Source organism: Novosphingobium sediminicola (assembly GCF_014196525.1).
GTDB classification, from domain to species: Bacteria; Pseudomonadota; Alphaproteobacteria; order Sphingomonadales; family Sphingomonadaceae; genus Novosphingobium; species Novosphingobium sediminicola.
The window spans coordinates 124,122-140,682 of record NZ_JACIDX010000014.1 but is presented as its reverse complement, the minus strand read 5'-3'; the positions used below and the strand labels follow the sequence as shown (position 1 = coordinate 140,682).

Annotated in this window: 16 protein-coding genes and 1 tRNA gene; 13 read left to right on the top strand and 4 right to left on the bottom strand. The window is 63.4% G+C overall.

The features are described 5' to 3' along the window. Positions 1-249: hypothetical protein (locus GGR38_RS23975; protein WP_221227140.1), on the top strand; the 249-nt coding region annotated here is incomplete at its 5' end. 532 nt (positions 250-781) lie between these two features. Here the strand turns inward: GGR38_RS23975 and GGR38_RS17575 are convergent. Together GGR38_RS17575 and GGR38_RS17570 are read right to left on the bottom strand one after the other, a co-directional pair. Beyond that, positions 782-857: transfer RNA gene (locus GGR38_RS17575), tRNA-Thr, on the bottom strand. 107 nt (positions 858-964) lie between these two features. Beyond that, positions 965-2,191, bottom strand: coding sequence for a cation:proton antiporter (locus GGR38_RS17570; RefSeq protein ID WP_183627456.1), 1,227 nt, complete (start codon positions 2,189-2,191; stop codon positions 965-967). 142 nt (positions 2,192-2,333) lie between these two features. On the opposite strand from GGR38_RS17570, the gene GGR38_RS17565 reads away from it, so the two are divergent. Next, a complete protein-coding gene (locus tag GGR38_RS17565) occupies positions 2,334-3,074 on the top strand; it encodes an SDR family NAD(P)-dependent oxidoreductase (protein WP_183627455.1) in 741 nt (246 codons plus the stop codon). Here the strand turns inward: GGR38_RS17565 and GGR38_RS17560 are convergent. Beyond that, on the bottom strand, positions 3,071-5,212 hold the full coding sequence (locus GGR38_RS17560; RefSeq protein ID WP_183627454.1) for a penicillin acylase family protein: 2,142 nt from the start codon (positions 5,210-5,212) through the stop codon (positions 3,071-3,073). The two genes, GGR38_RS17565 and GGR38_RS17560, sit on opposite strands and share 4 nt — an antisense overlap. A gap of 224 nt (positions 5,213-5,436) precedes the next feature. Here GGR38_RS17560 and GGR38_RS17555 point away from each other — a divergent pair, with 224 nt between their 5' ends. The 11 genes from GGR38_RS17555 (at position 5,437) to GGR38_RS17505 (ending at position 15,742) form a co-directional block, all read left to right on the top strand. Further along, on the top strand, positions 5,437-6,393 hold the full coding sequence (locus GGR38_RS17555) for an MlaA family lipoprotein (protein ID WP_183627453.1): 957 nt from the start codon (positions 5,437-5,439) through the stop codon (positions 6,391-6,393). 234 nt (positions 6,394-6,627) lie between these two features. Then, entirely contained in the window at positions 6,628-7,284 is a 657-nt protein-coding gene (locus GGR38_RS17550) for an MlaC/ttg2D family ABC transporter substrate-binding protein (RefSeq protein WP_183627452.1), read from the top strand. A 37-nt stretch (positions 7,285-7,321) separates the two neighbouring features. Next, the gene (mlaD, locus tag GGR38_RS17545) at positions 7,322-7,861 is read left to right on the top strand and encodes an outer membrane lipid asymmetry maintenance protein MlaD (RefSeq protein ID WP_183627451.1); all 540 of its coding nucleotides are present in this window, start codon (positions 7,322-7,324) and stop codon (positions 7,859-7,861) included. A 3-nt stretch (positions 7,862-7,864) separates the two neighbouring features. Next, on the top strand, positions 7,865-8,653 hold the full coding sequence (locus tag GGR38_RS17540; protein ID WP_183627450.1) for an MlaE family ABC transporter permease: 789 nt from the start codon (positions 7,865-7,867) through the stop codon (positions 8,651-8,653). Next, complete coding sequence (locus tag GGR38_RS17535; protein ID WP_183627449.1) at positions 8,650-9,399, top strand: ABC transporter ATP-binding protein; 750 nt, start codon at positions 8,650-8,652, stop codon at positions 9,397-9,399. The genes GGR38_RS17540 and GGR38_RS17535 overlap by 4 nt, the downstream gene beginning before the upstream one ends. A gap of 98 nt (positions 9,400-9,497) precedes the next feature. After that, entirely contained in the window at positions 9,498-10,751 is a 1,254-nt protein-coding gene (locus GGR38_RS17530; RefSeq protein WP_183627448.1) for an FAD-dependent oxidoreductase, read from the top strand. After that, positions 10,751-11,170: a c-type cytochrome gene (locus GGR38_RS17525; protein ID WP_183627447.1), complete on the top strand. Its 420-nt coding sequence runs from the start codon at positions 10,751-10,753 to the stop codon at positions 11,168-11,170. The genes GGR38_RS17530 and GGR38_RS17525 overlap by 1 nt, the downstream gene beginning before the upstream one ends. A 33-nt stretch (positions 11,171-11,203) precedes the next feature. Then, positions 11,204-11,665, top strand: a complete 462-nt coding sequence (locus GGR38_RS17520) for a MarR family winged helix-turn-helix transcriptional regulator (protein WP_183627446.1) — start codon at positions 11,204-11,206, stop codon at positions 11,663-11,665. Further along, entirely contained in the window at positions 11,662-12,918 is a 1,257-nt protein-coding gene (locus tag GGR38_RS17515; RefSeq protein WP_183627445.1) for an MFS transporter, read from the top strand. The genes GGR38_RS17520 and GGR38_RS17515 overlap by 4 nt, the downstream gene beginning before the upstream one ends. Positions 12,919-13,125: 207 nt before the next feature. Beyond that, complete coding sequence (locus tag GGR38_RS17510; RefSeq protein WP_183627444.1) at positions 13,126-14,823, top strand: hybrid sensor histidine kinase/response regulator; 1,698 nt, start codon at positions 13,126-13,128, stop codon at positions 14,821-14,823. A 4-nt stretch (positions 14,824-14,827) separates the two neighbouring features. Beyond that, positions 14,828-15,742, top strand: a complete 915-nt coding sequence (locus tag GGR38_RS17505) for a response regulator transcription factor (RefSeq protein ID WP_183627443.1) — start codon at positions 14,828-14,830, stop codon at positions 15,740-15,742. Between the two features lie 293 nt (positions 15,743-16,035). Here GGR38_RS17505 and GGR38_RS17500 read toward each other — a convergent pair whose 3' ends face one another. Continuing rightward, a complete protein-coding gene (locus GGR38_RS17500) occupies positions 16,036-16,560 on the bottom strand; it encodes a Rid family hydrolase (RefSeq protein WP_183627442.1) in 525 nt (174 codons plus the stop codon). Between the last annotated feature and the right edge of the window lies 1 nt (position 16,561).

The window sequence follows — 16,561 nt, the reverse complement described above, 5'->3', positions numbered from 1 at the left end:
TTGAACTCACGGCTAAACTTCCTTCGTTGCATCGATGCTCTCCGTTCGATGAAAACACCTTATCTCGGTGTCCATCAAACCGGCAGCACCTCAGTTGTTCCCAGCCGCCTGCAAGTGCTGAATTCTCGGCGAGGAACGGCGGTAACGATAACAACCGAAGACTTCGCACAGCAGATCGCTGGCCAGTCGGCATCGGCATATCTGTATGGTATAGTTAGATTTTTGTCGGAAGGAGGCAATTCGCAGTAAGATAGGCCGCCTAAAGTAGAAGAATGCTGGGAAGAGAGCGCTGGTCAAGCAGGTCTTCGAGACATGAATTTTGCTTTCTTGCCCGACATCACTCCGGACAGTTGCGGGGCAACTGTAAGGCGTCGCGGACAGTTTCGCGCGGTCCAGTAAGCTTGGGCCGCTTCAAGCGACCCACCGAGTCTATCTCATATCGAGGCGAAGGAGGATTTACATCCTGCCCTTGTGGACGGCCGGGGTGAGGTGCCTCGGCCTGTCCATTAAGCGCGTCTGATATTGTGCGCAATAACTTTGGGGGGGGGCGGCGCGAGCTGGATATTCGCTTCGATGAATCCAAATATGTTTGTCGATGACCTTGTCGGATTGATATTTCTAGCGCGTGAATTTTATTCGGGATCGGCTGCCCCACCAGCCAAAAGTCAATCGATAGGAAGCTTCACGAGGAGTTTTGCCTGCGCCTGATGCCTATCTGATGCCCGAAACGAAAAAGACGGGCCGAAGCCCGTCTCATTTCTCAGCTAAGTTATTGAAAATATGGTGCCGCTTAGGTGACTCGAACACCTGACCCCATCATTACGAATGATGTGCTCTACCGGCTGAGCTAAAGCGGCACTCCAGCGGTGAGGCGGGCGTTTAGCTATAGCGGGGCGGGATGGCAAGGCAAAAAAGCGACAAAACTCGCAATCCTTTCAACAGGCCCTAAACAGCGGCCCCGGCCTCAGCCAAACCGGCGTGAAAGCGCCAGCAGAGGCGAGGCCATCAGCGTGGTGACAATCGCCATCAGTACCAGAATCGCAAACAGGCCCGGCCCGATGATCCCGGCCTGAAGCCCGATGTTGATGATGATCAGCTCCATCAGCCCGCGCGCATTCATCAGCGCGCCAATGCCAAGCGCGCTGCGGTTGTCCTCGCCCGAAAGGCGCGCGGCCAGATAGCACGCGCCGCCCTTGGCCAGCACGGCGGCGGCCATGATCGCCAGAGTGACCAGCACCAGATCGAGCTTGCCCAGCACCTGAAGCTGGGTGTTGAGGCCGGAGAAGGTGAAGAACATCGGCAGGAGAAAAGTGGTGGCAAAGGGTTCGAGGCGCGTGCGCAGTCCCTCGGCCAGAGCGCCGCGCGGCATGGCCGTGCCCAGCAGAAAACCGCCGAACACCGCATGCATCCCGCAGGCATCCATCGCCCAAGCGCATAGCAGGAAAAGCCCCAGCACCAGCGTCAGTAACCCATCGTCCATGCCGCGCGCCTCGGCCCGGCGGCCCAGCGGGGCCAGCAAGCGCGGCGCGACCAGCGCCATCACCAGCGCAAAGGCCAGCCCGCCGCCGCCCGCCTTGATCGCTACGGCAGGCCCCGCGCCAAGGCTGGCCAGCACCAGCGCCATGACCACCCATGCGCCCGCATCGCCGATCGCGCCCGCCGCAAGGCTGAGCGTGCCCATGCGTGTGCCCGCGAGGCCTTGTTCATGGATGATGCGCGCCAGCATCGGAAAGGCCGTGATCGCAATCGCCGCGCCCAGAAACAGGCTGGCCTGCGCGACGCCGACATGGGGCATGAACAGGCCGCTTTGCGCGATCAGCCATGGCGCCATGGCCGCCGCCACCGCAAAGGGCGCGGCCATGCCCGCCACCGACACGGCTGTCGCGCGCCCGGCATTCATGCTGAATTCTTCGCGGCTGAAGGTCAGGCCGACCAGAAACATATAGAGGCCCACGCCAAGCTGCGCGCCGACATACAGGATCTTTTTCAATTCCGGCGGAAACAGCATCGCCTCGACACCCGGCGCCAGCCAGCCCAGCAGCGAAGGCCCCAGCAGCACGCCCGCGATCATTTCGCCCACCACCTGCGGCTGGCCCAGAAAGCGCCGGGCCGCCCAGCCCACGATGCGCGAGGCGGCCAGAATGCAGGCCATGGCCAGAAAGAACAGCGGCGAGAGTTCGGCGTTGGACATGGGCATCCCTGTGATGTTTTGCAATTGTTTGCATGAAGTCTAGCTCATTGAAATCAACAAGTCACCCACCGCGATTTCGAGGCTGGATTTCTGTCAGTAATAGATACAAAGTGGTGGCAAGATCAAAACATGGGAGAAGAAGATGAATTTCGCAGGCCGCCATATCGTCATCACCGGGGCCAGCACCGGCATCGGCCGCGCCACCGCCGAAAGGATCGCGGCGGGCGGCGGAAAACCGGGCCTGATCGCGCGGCGGGAAGGGATGCTCCGCGATCTGGGCGCACAGTTGAATGCTGGCTGGGCCGCCGCCGATGTGGGCGACAAGGCGCAACTGATCGGCGCGCTCGATGCGCTGGAGGCGCAGGGCGGGCCGATCGACGGGCTGTTCCTCAACGCCGGCACCGGCGGGGCCTTTGCGCCGGTTTCGGCCTATGGCGATGCGATGTTTGACGAGGTGATGCGGGTGAACACCACCTCGCTGTTCTGGGCCATCGCCCATGTCCTGCCGGGCATGATGGCGCGGCGGCGGGGCGCGATCCTGATTACCGGGTCGCTGGCCTCGGTGCGGGGCATGGCGGCCAATGTCGCCTATGTGGCCAGCAAACATGCAGCCCAAGGCATCGCCCGCGCCGTGGCGATGGAGGCCGCGCCCTTTGGCGTGCGCTGTAATTGCCTGCTGCCCGGTTTCATCGAAACGCCGATGCTGGCCGATGTGCCCGAGGCGCAGCGCCCCGCGATGGCCGCCCGCGTGCCGCAGGGCCGCATCGGCACCGCCGCCGAGGCCGCCGCCGTCGCCGCTTTCCTGCTGTCCGATGATGCATCCCATGTGACCGCGCAAAGCTGGGCGGCCGATGGGGGGATATTGGGGACGCTTTCGGTCTAACGCCTGATCAGAATGCGCGTGCTCTCCGCATGCGCCTTTATGTCCGCCGGATAGAACCAGACCGGGCGCAGATCGCCGGAGAGATAGCGCTGCGCCTGATCGGTGAAATGGGGGGATGTGGGGTCGCCGCTGGCGCCGCCCGTGCTGATTGCGCGGGCGGTGACGCGCGGGCCGAATTCGACGGCGGCGATGAAACTGTTGCCCCGGTTGCCGTAATAGCGCTTCATGCCCGCCACGCGCGGCCCGCTCGACACGGCCAGCGCGCCCCACTGGGATGAGGTGAAGGCCACGGGCAGGCTGGGCTGCGCATCGTCATAGGGCTGGGTGATCGCCCCGGTCAGGCGCTGATAGCGGTTGAGTTCGCCCCATGGCACGCGCCAGTCGCCAAAGTCCTTGGTCAAACGCGCCATGGCCTCATCCAGCGCGGCAAGGCGCTGCTCGCCCGTGGCCTGTTCATCCATCCAGTCCCACAGGCTCATGCGCTGCTTCTTGGCGCTTTCGGCCCCCTTGGCCCAGAGGTTTTCGCCCCAGACGATGGCCAGCGTTTCGGCGGTCGACGCGGTGGAGGTGCGATGGTCCCAGCTTTTGAGCAGGGCAATAGCCTCAGCGCGCGCGGGCGAGGGGGCGGCGGCATCGGCGGCAAACAGGCGCGGCAGCAGGCGATCGAACGCGGGCAGCCAAGGATCATGGCCCGCCGCAATCAGGCTATCGAGCGTGAAGCGCGGCGTAGCGGCCAGAACGCGCTCGGCATGAGGCCCGCGCGGATTGGCGCCCACCTCGTCCATATACGCCGGATAGGCGCCCTTGCGCGGCGAATCGGCGCCCGCCGCGCTCCATGGCGCATTGTTGGTGTTATAGGCCCAGCCATTCTTCGGATCGATCACCTGCGGCAGGTCGGACAGCAGGTGAAGCCCCATCCAGTCGGTGCGCGGATCGGCCCCATCGACCGGCGCGCGCCAGTCGAAACGCTGGTCGCGGATCGGCACGAATTGCGGGTGGAGATAGGCGATGTGGCCCTTGTCATCGGCAAACAGCGTGTTGTTCGAACTGTTGGCCTTGATCCCGGCGATTTTCAGGAAACCGGCCAGATCATGCGCCTTGGTGCGCAGAAAGCTCTGCTCCAGCGCGGGCACGGGCTTGTTCATCAGCGCAATGGCGATCCACTTGCCGCCTTCTTCGCGGATGATCGGGCCATGGTGGGTGGCATAGGTTTCGAAGGTGCGCCGCGCCATCGTGCCATCGGCCATGCGATAGGACAGGGTGATCGGCTTGACGATCAGCGGGCGGGTCTGTGCGCCATATCGGTATGCTTTACCCTGCGGGGTTTCAACGATGCTTTCGGCATATTCGTCGACATTGTCGATGCCGCTGGAGGTGTGCATCCATCCGGCGTGCTGGTTAAAGCCCTGATAGATGAAGGGCTGGCCCCATGTCACCGCGCCATAGGCGTTGAGGCCCTGCGCGCTGGTCATCTGCAATTCGGAGCGGAAATAGAAGGTGGTGTGCGGGTTGATATAGAGCAGCGCATGGCCGCTCTCGCTATGCCCCGGCGAGATGGCGAAGCCGTTCGACCCCTGCGGCTCGCGAAAGACGATGCCGCGCTCCTCGCCCGTCATGGCCAGCTTGTGATGGGTGTAGAAGCCTTCGAGCTGCGAGAGGGCAATGCCCTCGATGTCGCCGCCGATGCTGCCCTCGGTGAAGGAGAGCGCCATCCACGGTTCGAAATGCGTCAGGACGCGGGGTTTCACTTCCGGGTGATCGGCCAGATAGGCGTTCAGCCCGCCCGCCCAAGCCTCCATGATCGCTTTCAGCCAAGCCGGGCTGCGCGCATAATCGGCCTTGAGCCGCGCGGGGTCGATAAACAGGCGCTGGCGCAGATCCTGCCAGATCGCCTTTTCCCCCTCCGCCTCGGCCAAGCGGCCAAGGCTGGTCAGGTAATTGACCTCGATCCGGTTGAAGTCATCCTGGGCCTGCGCATAGACCATGCCATAGACCGCATCGGCGTCGGTTTCGCCCCGGATATGGGCGATGCCCCAAGTGTCGCGGGTGATGATGACCTTGTAGGGCGCGGCCAATGCGGGGGCGCCCATGGCCGGGGTCATCAGCGCCAAAGTCGCCATGCCTATTGTCAATCGCATCCCTGCTCCCCATCTGCGCCTGCGCCGGGGCATGTCTAGCATGGGCCGCAAGCGCGCATAGGGGCAGTTTGACGCAACACATGGCGGCGGACGACTTCTGGCGGGAATTGCTTTGCGCCAAGAAAAATGCTCTGGCGCAGGGAAGGGGATTCGGGTGATGCTCAAACACAGGACCGCCATGGGGTGGCGTTTCTGCGGGCGGGCATAATGATGGAAGCTTGGATATGATCGTAATGCCCCTATCGGCCCTGCTGCTGGCCAGCGTTTCCTCTGTCCCGGTTACGGCTCCGGCCGCTCTTGGTTCATCGCTGCTGGCGCAGGCGAATGACGCGCCCCATATCGCGGCTCTGCCGCTGGATGGCGTTGCGGGCGATTCCCAGCAGACTACGCCCAGCGCACCCCAGAGTGAGGCCAGTGCACCCCAGGCTGAGGCTCCGGCTGCGCAGAGCGCTCCGCCTGCGGATAACGGCCCCGCGCCTGCCAATGCGGCGCCCGTAGATGCTGCACCCGTCGATGCTGCTCCGGCCAGCGAGCCGATGCTGCTGCGCGATCCATGGCACAAGCCCAATCGCGACATTTTTGCCTTTGACGTTTTTTTTGAACGCAAGATGCTTGCCCCTGTCGCCCATGGGTATCGCGCGGTGACGCCGCAGATTTTCCGGGCCGGGGTCAACAATGCCATCCTCAATCTGGACGAACCGAGCACCGCGATCAATCAGGTGGTCCAGCTCAAGATCGGGCGGGCGCTGAAAACCACGGTGCGTTTTGCGATCAATTCGACGATCGGCATCGGCGGCCTGATCGATGTCGCCTCGGCGGGCGGATTGCGCCGCCGCCCGGCCGATTTCGGTCAGACGCTGGGCCGCTATGGCGCAAAGCCGGGGCCTTATGTGATGCTGCCCTTCCTTGGGCCGTCGAATGTGCGCGACGGGTTTGGCCGTCTGGTCGATACGTTTACCGATCCGGTGGGCTTTGTGATCGGCGGCATCTTCACCTCGCCGGGCGGGGCGGCGCGCTTTGCGATGGCCGGGATCAACTGGCGCGAAAAGAATGATGGCACGATGTCGGCCATCTATGGCGCGTCCGATCCCTATGCCTTCACCCGCGCGGCCTATAGCCAGCAGCGTGCAGCCGTTGTTCAGGACGCCACGGGTAAGGCGGCGGCATTGCCGGATTTTTGATTCGGCCAACCTTATAAAAATGTCGGATTTCTGATTCGGCTTGCCTGTTAAAAAACGCCGGGTTTTTGATTCGGTGCTGCTTTTTCAAACGCCGGATTTTTCGGTCCGGCGTATTTTCTTCACGCGTTGGTGCGGGGCTTGGGCATTGACCAAAACCTGTGTCGCGGCCAAGGGGTGCCGCGACCGGCAGGCCAATGCCTTCCCCCCCCCCCGATGCTGGTCATGGAGCTGTCGATGTTTCGCGCTGATCTGAAGCTGTCTTTCGCGCTGGGCGTGGCAGGTGTGGTGGCCGCCGCGCTGCCGGTTGCCGCGCCTGTGGCGCTTGCCCAATCCGCCCGCGACGCCAATGCCGAAGCCTTTGTGCAACAAGGCGCGCGCGAGGTTCTGGCCGTGTTGAACGACCGGAGCAAAAGTGATGCGGCCAAGAAGGAGGCGTTTCGCGTCCTTATCAACCGCCTGATCGATGTTCCCAAGGTGACGCGTTTCGTGATGGGCAAATATGCCCGCAGCGTCACGCCCGATCAGTATAACCGCTTTTCCGCCGCCTTCCGTACCTATGCCGAGGGCGTCTATATGAGCCGGATCGACGATTATCACGGCGAAAAGGTCGTGGTGCTCGGTTCGCTGGTGCGCAAGCCCGGCGACGTGCTGGTGACCACGCAACTGGCCGGCGGCCGGTCGAGCGCGCCCACCAATCTGGTCTGGCGCGTGCTCAATGACGGTTCGGGCTGGAAGGTTGTGGACGTTCAGGTCTCGGGCGTCTGGCTGGCCATTACCCAGCAGACCGATTTCGTCTCGACCATCGACAACAATGGCGGCAAGATCGACGTGCTGATTGCACAGTTGATCAAGGATGGCGGCACGGGCAAGATCCTGCGCAGCGGCAAGTAAGCACAAGTAAGTACAAGAAAAAAGGTAGGAAAGACGCATGAGGGCAAGTTGGGCCGAAACGATCATGGGCTTTGCCGTGCTGGCCTTTGCTGCATTGATGCTTACCTACGCTCTTGGTGTTTCGGGGTTGAAGCACAGCAGCGGCACCTATGAGGTGAGCGCGCGCTTTGGCGAGGCGGGCGGCATTCAGCCGGGCGCCAAGATCACCGTTTCGGGGGTCAAGGTGGGATCGGTCAGCGATGTGACGATTGATCCCAAGACCTATCTGGCGGTGATGCATCTCTCGCTTTCCAAGGATGTGAAGCTGCCTTCGGATTCGACGGCCAAGATCACCAGCGACGGCCTGCTGGGCGGGGCGCATATCGCGCTGATGCCGGGCGGGGCCGAGGATGATCTCAAGCCGGGCAGCGAGATCAACAACACGCAGGGCGCAGTCGATCTGTTCGGCCTGATCGGGCAATTCATCCGCCCGCAAAGCGGTTCGCCCGCCGCGTCTTCCGCCGACAGCGCCGCCAAGGCGCCCGCTGCTGCTGCCTCTGCTGCGCCCAAGGCCGCCGCCGACCTGCCCGAGATGTAAGCCATGGGGCTGTTTTCCACAAACCCGGTGGCGGCCCTTGGGCGCGCCACATTGGAAGGAGTGGCCGCGATCGGCCGTGTGGGGCTGTTTGCCGCGCGCGGGATCAGCGCCGCCCTTTCCCCGCCCTGGTATCCGCGCCAGATCATCGCCCAATTCGCCAGCGTGGGTTTCCTATCGCTGCCGGTGGTGGGGCTGACGGCGTGGTTTACGGGCGCGGCGCTGGCGCTCAACATCTATTCGGGCGGGGATCGGTTTAACGCCGAAACCGTGCTGCCCCAGATCGTGGCGCTGGGCATCACGCGTGAGCTGGGGCCGGTGCTGGCCGCGCTGATGCTGGCCGGGCGTGTGGCGTCGGCCATGGCCTCGGAAATCGGTGCGATGCGCGCGACTGAACAGATCGATGCGATGGTCACGCTGTCGACCGATCCGCGCCGTTATCTGATCGCCCCGCGCCTGATCGCGGCGACGATCAGCCTGCCGCTGCTCACGCTGATTACCGATATCATCGGCGTGGCAGGCGGCATGCAGGTGTCCAATTACCTGATCGACCTCTCGCCGGGCATCTACATCGCCAACACGATGGACTTTCTGACCGCGTGGGACGTGGAATCGGGTCTTATCAAATCGGCGGTGTTCGGTTTCATCATCGGCCTGATGGGCTGCTATCACGGCGACAGCGCCAAGGGCGGCGCGCGCGGCGTGGGCCGGGCCACCACTTCGGCCATGGTGTCGGCTGCTGTGCTGATCCTGGCGGCGGACTATCTCTTGACCTCGGTGTTTGCCCTGAAATGACAACAACGGCTAAAATCGCATGGACGGGTATTTCCAAGCGTTTCGGCGCGCAGGTGGTGCTGGACGGGCTGGATCTGGCGGTGGCGCCGGGGCGCTCGCTGGCGCTGCTGGGGCGTTCGGGTCAGGGCAAGTCGGTGACGCTCAAACTGGCGCTGGGCTTAATGAAGCCCGATGCCGGGCAGGTGCTGCTCGACGGCGTGGACGTGACGCGGCAGAGCGAGGCCGAGCGCCGCGCCAGCTTTCGCGGCATCGGCATGTTGTTTCAGGGCGGGGCGCTGTTCGACAGCCTGCCGGTCTGGGAAAATGTCGCCTTTCGCCTGATCAATGCCGACGGCGTGGGCCGGGCCGAGGCGCGCGAACGCGCGGTCGAAGCGCTTTCGCTGGTCAAGCTCGCGCCCGAGGTGGCTGACCGCTATCCGTCCGAACTCTCGGGCGGGATGCAGAAGCGCGCAGGTCTGGCCCGCGCCATTGTCGGTACGCCCAGCCTGCTGTTCTTTGACGAACCCACCACCGGCCTTGATCCGATCACGGCGGGCGCGATCAACGAACTGATCCGCGACCGTGTGACCTCGCTGGGCTGCACCGCCGTTTCGATCACGCATGACATGGCTTCGGCCCGCACGATTGCTGACGAGCTGGCGATGCTGGACAATGGGCGGATCGTGTGGCGCGGGAGGGCCGATGAGCTTGACCATGCCGATCATCCGCTGGTGCGCGCCTTTGTCACCGGCCAGAGTATGGAATAGAGCGCGCATGGAATAAGGCGCGAATTTCTATACGCAATTCGCGCCATTCCCTTTAACGTTGCCCCCTTGCAGCTTCGCGCCGCCAAGGGGAGATCGTGATGAGCCGTCAGAACTGGTATCCGCAAGCCAATCTTGCGCGGCGCGAGATGCTGCGCGGGGGTGCGGCTTTGGGCGCGGTGGGGGCATTATCGGCCTGCACCGCGGGCAAGGTGGCTTCGGCTGGCCCTGCGCCGCGGCGGCCTTATCTTACGCCGATGCGCGTGACGCCCGATCAGTTGATCGACATGAAATGCTGCATCCGTCCGGTGCGCGCGGCGGGGCCAAACCTTGGCACGCAGATGATCGGTGATACGCTGGTCGTCCATAATTACGGCCATGGCGGTTCGGGCTGGTCGCTGTCCTGGGGCAGCGCAGAAGTTGCGGTGGGTAAGGCGCTGTCCGTCCTGCCCTCGGAAATCGCGGTGGTGGGCTGCGGGATCATCGGGCTGACCACGGCCGTTGTGGCGCAAAGGGCGGGCTTGAAGGTCACGATCTATACCCGCGATGTGATCCAGCGGACGCGATCCTTCCGCGCGCATGGCTCGTTCACGCCGGATTCGCGCGTGGCCCTGTCGGCGCCTGCCGGGGCGGGCTTTGGTGACCTGTGGGAACAGATGACGCGCCTGTCGTGGAAGGGCTTCCGCTCGATGCTGGGCCTGCCGGGCGATCCGGTAGTGTTTCAGGACGCCTATGCCCTGTCCGACGCGCCGCCGGTTAAAAAGCACCACGATGCCGACCCGGCCATCAAGGGCGCGTGGGAGGCGGGCGGACTGCCTTTGCAGGATTCCGAATGGGCGCATTATATGGACCGGATCAAGGATCTGGTGCCCGATCCGGTGATGCTGCCCACGGCGGAAAATCCCTTCCCGGTGGCCTATACGCGCCGGTCCTCGGAAATGCATTTCAACTTTCCATCTTACGCCCATCATCTGCTGACCGAGTTTTATCAACGCGGCGGCTTGATGGTGATGCGCGATTTCAACGATCCCTCGCAATATGGGCAATTGAAGGAAAAGGTGGTCATCAACGCCACCGGCTATGCCGCGCGCGATCTGTGGCGCGACAAAACGGTCTTTCCCGTGCGCGGTCAGACCGGATGGCTGGTGCCCCAGCATGATGCGCCCTATTCGCTGCGGTATAAGAACGCCTCGCTGATGGCCAAGAATGACGGCATCGTGGTGATGAACAATCCCATTGATCTGGGCGAAATGTTCGGCGTGGGCGACAGTATGGAATTGCCCGATCCGGCGCCGATCCTTGAGGTGATGAAGATTGTCGAGCCGATCATGGCTGGCATGAAGGGGATTGCGTGATGGCCGGGCTGAAATGGGTGCTGGCCGGGGCTTTGACTCTGGCGGCGGTGCCGGTGAATGCTGGCACGGCCAATGGTGTTTACACCGAGGCGCAGGCCGCCGAGGGCGCGGCGGTCTTTGCCGAGCGCTGCGCCATGTGTCACGGCAAGCAGGCCGAGGGGACATGGGAAGTGCCCGCGCTGAAGGGCAAGTTCATGGCCAATTGGGGGCGGGAAACGGTGGCGGCCTTGTCCGATTATCTGGCCCGCGCCATGCCGCAATTCGCGCCCGGCACGCTGGAGCCGAAGGATAATGGGCGGCTGGTGGCCTATCTTTTGAAGATCAATGGCCATCCGGCGGGGGCAAAACCCTTGCCCGAGGATCATGCGGCGCTGACGGCGATCCGGATTGACCCCTTGGCCGCCGCGGCGGTCAAGTAAGGCGCGATTGACAAGAGGGCATGGGCGGGTGATATGATGTATATGCATCACAATCCCCCCTCAGGCTCGCCCTGCGCCTGCACCAGCCTGCGCAAGGCGACCCGCACGCTCGACCGGCTCTATGACGCGGCGCTTGCGCCCCATGGCATCACCACCACCCAGTTTGCGCTGATGCGCAATATCGAGCGGGCAGGGGCGATTGTGCTCAACCAATTGGCTACCTCGCTGGTGATGGACCGTACCTCGCTCTATCGCACGATCCGCGCGATCGAAGAGGCCGGATGGGTGAGCATTGCCGATGGGCCGGGCAAGGCGCGGCTGGCGCAGATCACCGATGCGGGCCGGGCGATGCTGCGCCGCGCCGAGCCGGACTGGGAGGATTTGCAGGCGCAGATCCACGACAGACTGGGCGGCGATGGCTGGGCGCGGTTGATGGAGATGAGCGGGGCGATCATTGCGCTGGGCCAGACCGCAGGCCGGGAGGCGCGGGCATGAGCCGCCGGTTCCACCCCGCTTTTCTGGTCGCGGCGATCACTTTCCTTGCCCTGCTGGTCTCGGCGGGCGTGCGTTCCGCGCCCAGCGTGATGATCGTGCCCTTGCAGCTCCATTTCGGCTGGGACCGGGCCAGCATTTCGGCCACGGCCGCGCTGGGGATCTTTCTTTATGGTCTGGTCGGGCCTTTCGCCGCCGCGCTGATGATGAGCGTGGGCGTGCGGCGGGTGATGATGGTGGGCCTTGCGCTGATGGGTGCCTCGGCTCTGGTCAGCCAGTATATGACGCAAGCCTGGCAATTCACCGCGACATGGGGCGTGGTGTCCGGCCTTGGCACGGGCATGGTGGCCAGCGTGCTGGGCGCAACGATGGTCAACCGCTGGTTTGCGCGCAATCAGGGGCTGGTGATGGGCATTTTCGCCGCCAGCACGGCCACAGGGTCGCTGATCTTCCTGCCTTTCCTCGCGTGGCTGACGCAAGGCGGGGCATGGGTGGGCGTGGTGCGCACGGTGGGCATCGCCTGTCTGGCGCTGGTGCCGCTGGTGGCTTGGCTGGTGCCCGAAAGCCCGGCGAGCGCGGGCGTCGGCCGCTTTGGCGAGGAGCCGGGCGCAAATCCCGCGCGCAAGCAGAGCGGCAGCCCGCTCTTTGCGCTGCAAATCCTGTGGAAGGTGCGCGGCAATGGCACGTTCTGGCTGCTGTTCGGCACGTTCTTTGTCTGCGGGCTGACCACCAATGGGCTGGTGGGCACGCATCTGATCGCGTTTTGCGGCGATCATGGGATTGCCCCGGTGGCGGCGGCGGGGCTGCTCTCGCTGATGGGCCTGTTCGATCTGGTGGGGACGACCGCTTCGGGCTGGCTGACCGACCGGCATAATCCGCGTTATCTGCTGGCGGTCTATTACGGCCTGCGCGGCCTTTCACTGATCGCTTTGCCGTTCATGGATTTCGGGCCTTTCTCGCTGGGGGCTTTTGCCATCTTTTACGGGCTGGACTGGATCGCCACGGTGCCGCCAACGCTGGCCATCGCCAATCGCAGCTTTGGCGAGGGCGAGGCGCCGGTGGTGTTCGGCTGGGTGGCGGTGGGCCATCAGGTGGGCGCGGCGGCGGCGGCCTTTGGCGGCGGCCTTGTGCGTCAGGAATGGGGCAGCTATTCGCCCGCCTTCATCGTGGCGGGCGGTTTCGCTCTGGTGGCCACGCTGACGCTGCTGATGGTGCGTGATGGCAACAGGGGGCGTTTGGCCACGGTTGCGGTATAGCGTTAAGCCGATGAGCGCTTGCCAGTCTGTTTCTAAAATGCAACAAACGATATCATAGAATAATAAGATCAAGGCAGGGTTGTAAATGGGTCGAATTGAACGCGGGCGGGCCTTTGCGGCCTTGCTGCCTTCGGGCGGCACCCTGATTCCGGGGGCTGATTTTTGCGCCCTGCCTCCGGCGACGAAAATGGGGGATGTCGCTTGATCATGCCCCATTATCCCAAAGCATCGGAAAACGCGCTCAGCCAGGTCGACGCTTTGGACTATCTCGACACCGCCGAAATCGGGGCAAGGCGGCTGTTGGGCGCCGGGCTGATGGGCGGTCTGGTGGTTGAAGCGGTGACCGGCCTCGATCTTTTGCAAAATCCGCTTGATATGGCCCATGGCGTTACGCTGGCGGCGATGCCCGCGCTGGCGGGGCTGGGGCTTTATACGTTCCGCCGGTGGCAGGAATGCCATGCCCGCTGGGGCAAGGCGGCATCGACCATCGATGATCATGTCAAAGCCCGACAGGCCGCCGAAACCGCCAATGAGGCCAAGAGCCGCTATCTGGCCAATGTCAGCCACGAGATTCGCTCCCCCCTGAACGCGATCTATGGCTATGCCCAATTGGTCGAGCGCAACGATGGCGCGGGCGCGCAGGAGGCGGCCACGGTCATCCGCCGCTGTTCCGAACATATCACCAGCCTTGTCGAAGCGCTGCTCGACATTTCGCAGGTTGAGGTGGGCGTGATCCGGGTCAAACCCGAGCCGGTGCGCCTCGATCAGTTCATTGAGCAGCTGATCCGCATGGTGCGCCCGGCCGCCAGCGCCAAGGGGCTGGAATTCCACTACGAAACGCAGGGGCGCCTGCCTGCCGTGGTGCGGATGGACCAGAGCAGGTTGAAACAGGTTCTGCTCAACCTGCTGCTCAATGCCGTCAAATATACCGATCAGGGATCGGTCACGCTGTTCCTGCGCTATTCGGGACAGGTGGCGACCTTTGAAGTGCGCGACACCGGCCCCGGCATCCGCGAGGAGGATCAGCGCGCGATCTTTGAACCCTTTGAGCGCGGCGGCAATGATGCTCTGCATTCGCGGCCCGGCGTGGGGCTGGGTCTGGCCATTGCGCGCGCGATCATGGGCATTCTGGGCGGCCAGCTCGAATTGGCGGGCACGTCGGATGAAGGCACCTGTTTCCGCCTGACCATCATGTTGGGCGAGGTGGCGCAGACCACCAGCCAGCCTGCAAAGAAGCGCGAAGTCAGCGGCTATCTGGGCCGCCGCCGCCATGTGCTGATTTGCGATGATGATGGTGAGCAGCGCAAGTTCCTGACCGAATTGCTCTCCTCGCTGGGCTTTGTGGTGCAGGCGGTGCCCAATGGCGAAACGGCGGTGGCGCTGGCGGAGAGTGAAAGCTCGCCCGCTTTCGATCTGGCGATCCTCGACATTTCGCTGCCCGGCATCGACGGCTGGACCACGGCGCAGCATATCCGCGACCGCTTTGGTGAGGATATCCGTATCCTTATGCTTTCGGCCAATGCGGGCGAATTCCACCGGCCTGAAACGCGCAAGCCCGTACATGATCAATTTCTGGTTAAGCCTGTTGCCTTCAATCAGTTGATTGAGACGATCGGGGGGCTGCTCGATCTGGCATGGGGGGTCGAATCCGAACCTGCGCGTTCACCTCTGCCTCTGTTTGCGGCAAGCGATGAAGCGCCCGTGTCAGATTCCGGCACAATCGAGACAACAGACCGTACAGCAAGGCTTCGCGAATTGCTTAGAATAGGTTATGTGCGTGGCCTTGAGCAGGAGATCCGCCAATTGGCGGCCCAGCCCGAAACTGCCGAACTGGCCGGAAAACTGTTTACATGCCTGGATCGTTTTGATCTGAGCGGCATGACGCGCATACTTGAGGAGTGCTAACCGCATGTCGCTGCCTGTCCATACGCAGACCGTGCTGGTCGTCGATGACGAACCGGATTCGCTGCGCATGCTCACTGCCGCGCTGGAAGGCGCGGAGCTGAGCGTTCTGGTGGCAACCTCGGGCCAGGCCGCGCTCGATCTGCTGGGCCATATCCTGCCCGATCTGATCCTGATGGACGCGGTGATGCCCGGCATCGACGGGTTTGAAACCACCGCCCGGATCAAGGCGCGCCCCGAACTGGCCAATGTGCCGGTGATCTTCATGACCGGCCTGACCGAGAGCGAGCATGTGGTCGAGGCCTTTGAGGTGGGCGGCACCGATTATGTGCGCAAGCCGGTCAATCTGATGGAGCTGATTGCACGGGTGCGGGTGCATATGGCGCAGAGCCGTGCGATGCATGCCAGCGTGGCCAGCCTTGATGCCACCGGCCGTCTGATGATGGCCACCGATGCGCAGGGGCGGATGCTGTGGTGCACGCCGCGCGCCGAACAGGCCATTGCGCGGCTGGTGCCCGATTGGAGCCGTGAAGGGGGGCTGCCGCCTGCGGTGGCGGTGCTGGTCGAACGGCTGTTGCAGCGCGGGGGCAAGCCGGGTTCGGCGGTGAAGGGCGAGTTTGGCGAAAGCTCGCTCGAACTGCTGGTGATCGCCCATTACCGCGAGAATGAGGTGCTGATCCGCCTCAACGAAATCAGCCACGAACAGAATGTCACCAAATTGCGCGACAGTCTGGAACTGACCCAGCGCGAGGCCGAGGTGCTGCTGTGGGTGGGCTATGGCAAGGCCAGCAACGATATTTCCGACGTGCTGGATATTTCGCCGCGCACGGTTCAAAAGCATCTGGAGCGGATTTACGTGAAGCTGGGCGTGGAAAAGCGCTCTGCCGCCGCCGCCATCGCGATCCGGATTATCGAGCAATGATTTGTTGAGTGCGCTTCAGGCATTCGCCTGAAGCTTGCGGCGAGTCTTTGTTGGTTGGCAAATCGGCTCCGCGATTTGCCTGCGGCACCAGCCCACTCCCCCGGCCCTACCACCCATTAAGCGTACCCTGTGGGTGGTAGGGCCGGGGGAGTGGGCTGGTGCCGCAAGCTCTGGGCGTCCGCCCAGAGCGCACCCAACAAAAACTGTCGCCGCGCCACCTGAATGGCGAAGAATGACGCGGCGACAGGCACCGGTCCGACCATCGCGCCGGGACCGGTGCGGTCCTTAAAGGCTTACTTTTTGGCCTTGGCGGCGGGCGCAGGCTTCTTGGCGGCAATCGCCTCGATCTCGATCAGGAATTGCGGAGCCACCAGATTGGCCACCTGAAACGCCGAACGGGCCACGGTGTCGGGGTTTTCCGCGCTGCCGAAGAATTCCTTGAAACCGGCATTGGCCCCGGCAAAGTCGATCTTGCCCAGCTTGGGATCAGCCGCGATGAAGAGCGTCATCTTGACCACGTCCTTGATCGAGTAGCCCTGCGATTCCAGCTGCTTCTTGATCTTGTTCAGCACGCTGACGGTCTGGGTCTTGGTGTCGCCGAAATCTTCCATCGTGGTGGCCTTGGCCGGATCGATGGGCGAGGCGAGCTGACCCGAGAGGAAGTAGATTTCATTGCCGGGCGCCACGCGCACGCCGTCCAGGATGAAGGCGCCGGGGTTGGTCTTGATGCGAGTCACCTGCGCCTGGGCCGGAGCGGCCGCCATCAGGATCGGCAGCAGAGCGGCACAGCCGGCGGTTTTCAGCATTTTACGCAGCATA

Coding starts and splice junctions, on each gene's coding strand:
- GGR38_RS17505 (WP_183627443.1), top strand. CDS start 14,828: ATGTCGCTGCCTGTCCATACGCAGACCGTGCTGGTCGTCGATGACGAA.
- GGR38_RS17550 (WP_183627452.1), top strand. CDS start 6,628: ATGTTTCGCGCTGATCTGAAGCTGTCTTTCGCGCTGGGCGTGGCAGGT.
- GGR38_RS17525 (WP_183627447.1), top strand. CDS start 10,751: ATGGCCGGGCTGAAATGGGTGCTGGCCGGGGCTTTGACTCTGGCGGCG.
- GGR38_RS17520 (WP_183627446.1), top strand. CDS start 11,204: ATGATGTATATGCATCACAATCCCCCCTCAGGCTCGCCCTGCGCCTGC.
- GGR38_RS17560 (WP_183627454.1), bottom strand. CDS start 5,212: ATGCGATTGACAATAGGCATGGCGACTTTGGCGCTGATGACCCCGGCC.
- GGR38_RS17535 (WP_183627449.1), top strand. CDS start 8,650: ATGACAACAACGGCTAAAATCGCATGGACGGGTATTTCCAAGCGTTTC.
- GGR38_RS17555 (WP_183627453.1), top strand. CDS start 5,437: ATGATCGTAATGCCCCTATCGGCCCTGCTGCTGGCCAGCGTTTCCTCT.
- GGR38_RS17510 (WP_183627444.1), top strand. CDS start 13,126: ATGCCCCATTATCCCAAAGCATCGGAAAACGCGCTCAGCCAGGTCGAC.
- GGR38_RS17570 (WP_183627456.1), bottom strand. CDS start 2,191: ATGTCCAACGCCGAACTCTCGCCGCTGTTCTTTCTGGCCATGGCCTGC.
- GGR38_RS17500 (WP_183627442.1), bottom strand. CDS start 16,560: ATGCTGCGTAAAATGCTGAAAACCGCCGGCTGTGCCGCTCTGCTGCCG.
- GGR38_RS17530 (WP_183627448.1), top strand. CDS start 9,498: ATGAGCCGTCAGAACTGGTATCCGCAAGCCAATCTTGCGCGGCGCGAG.
- mlaD (WP_183627451.1), top strand. CDS start 7,322: ATGAGGGCAAGTTGGGCCGAAACGATCATGGGCTTTGCCGTGCTGGCC.
- GGR38_RS17565 (WP_183627455.1), top strand. CDS start 2,334: ATGAATTTCGCAGGCCGCCATATCGTCATCACCGGGGCCAGCACCGGC.
- GGR38_RS17515 (WP_183627445.1), top strand. CDS start 11,662: ATGAGCCGCCGGTTCCACCCCGCTTTTCTGGTCGCGGCGATCACTTTC.
- GGR38_RS17540 (WP_183627450.1), top strand. CDS start 7,865: ATGGGGCTGTTTTCCACAAACCCGGTGGCGGCCCTTGGGCGCGCCACA.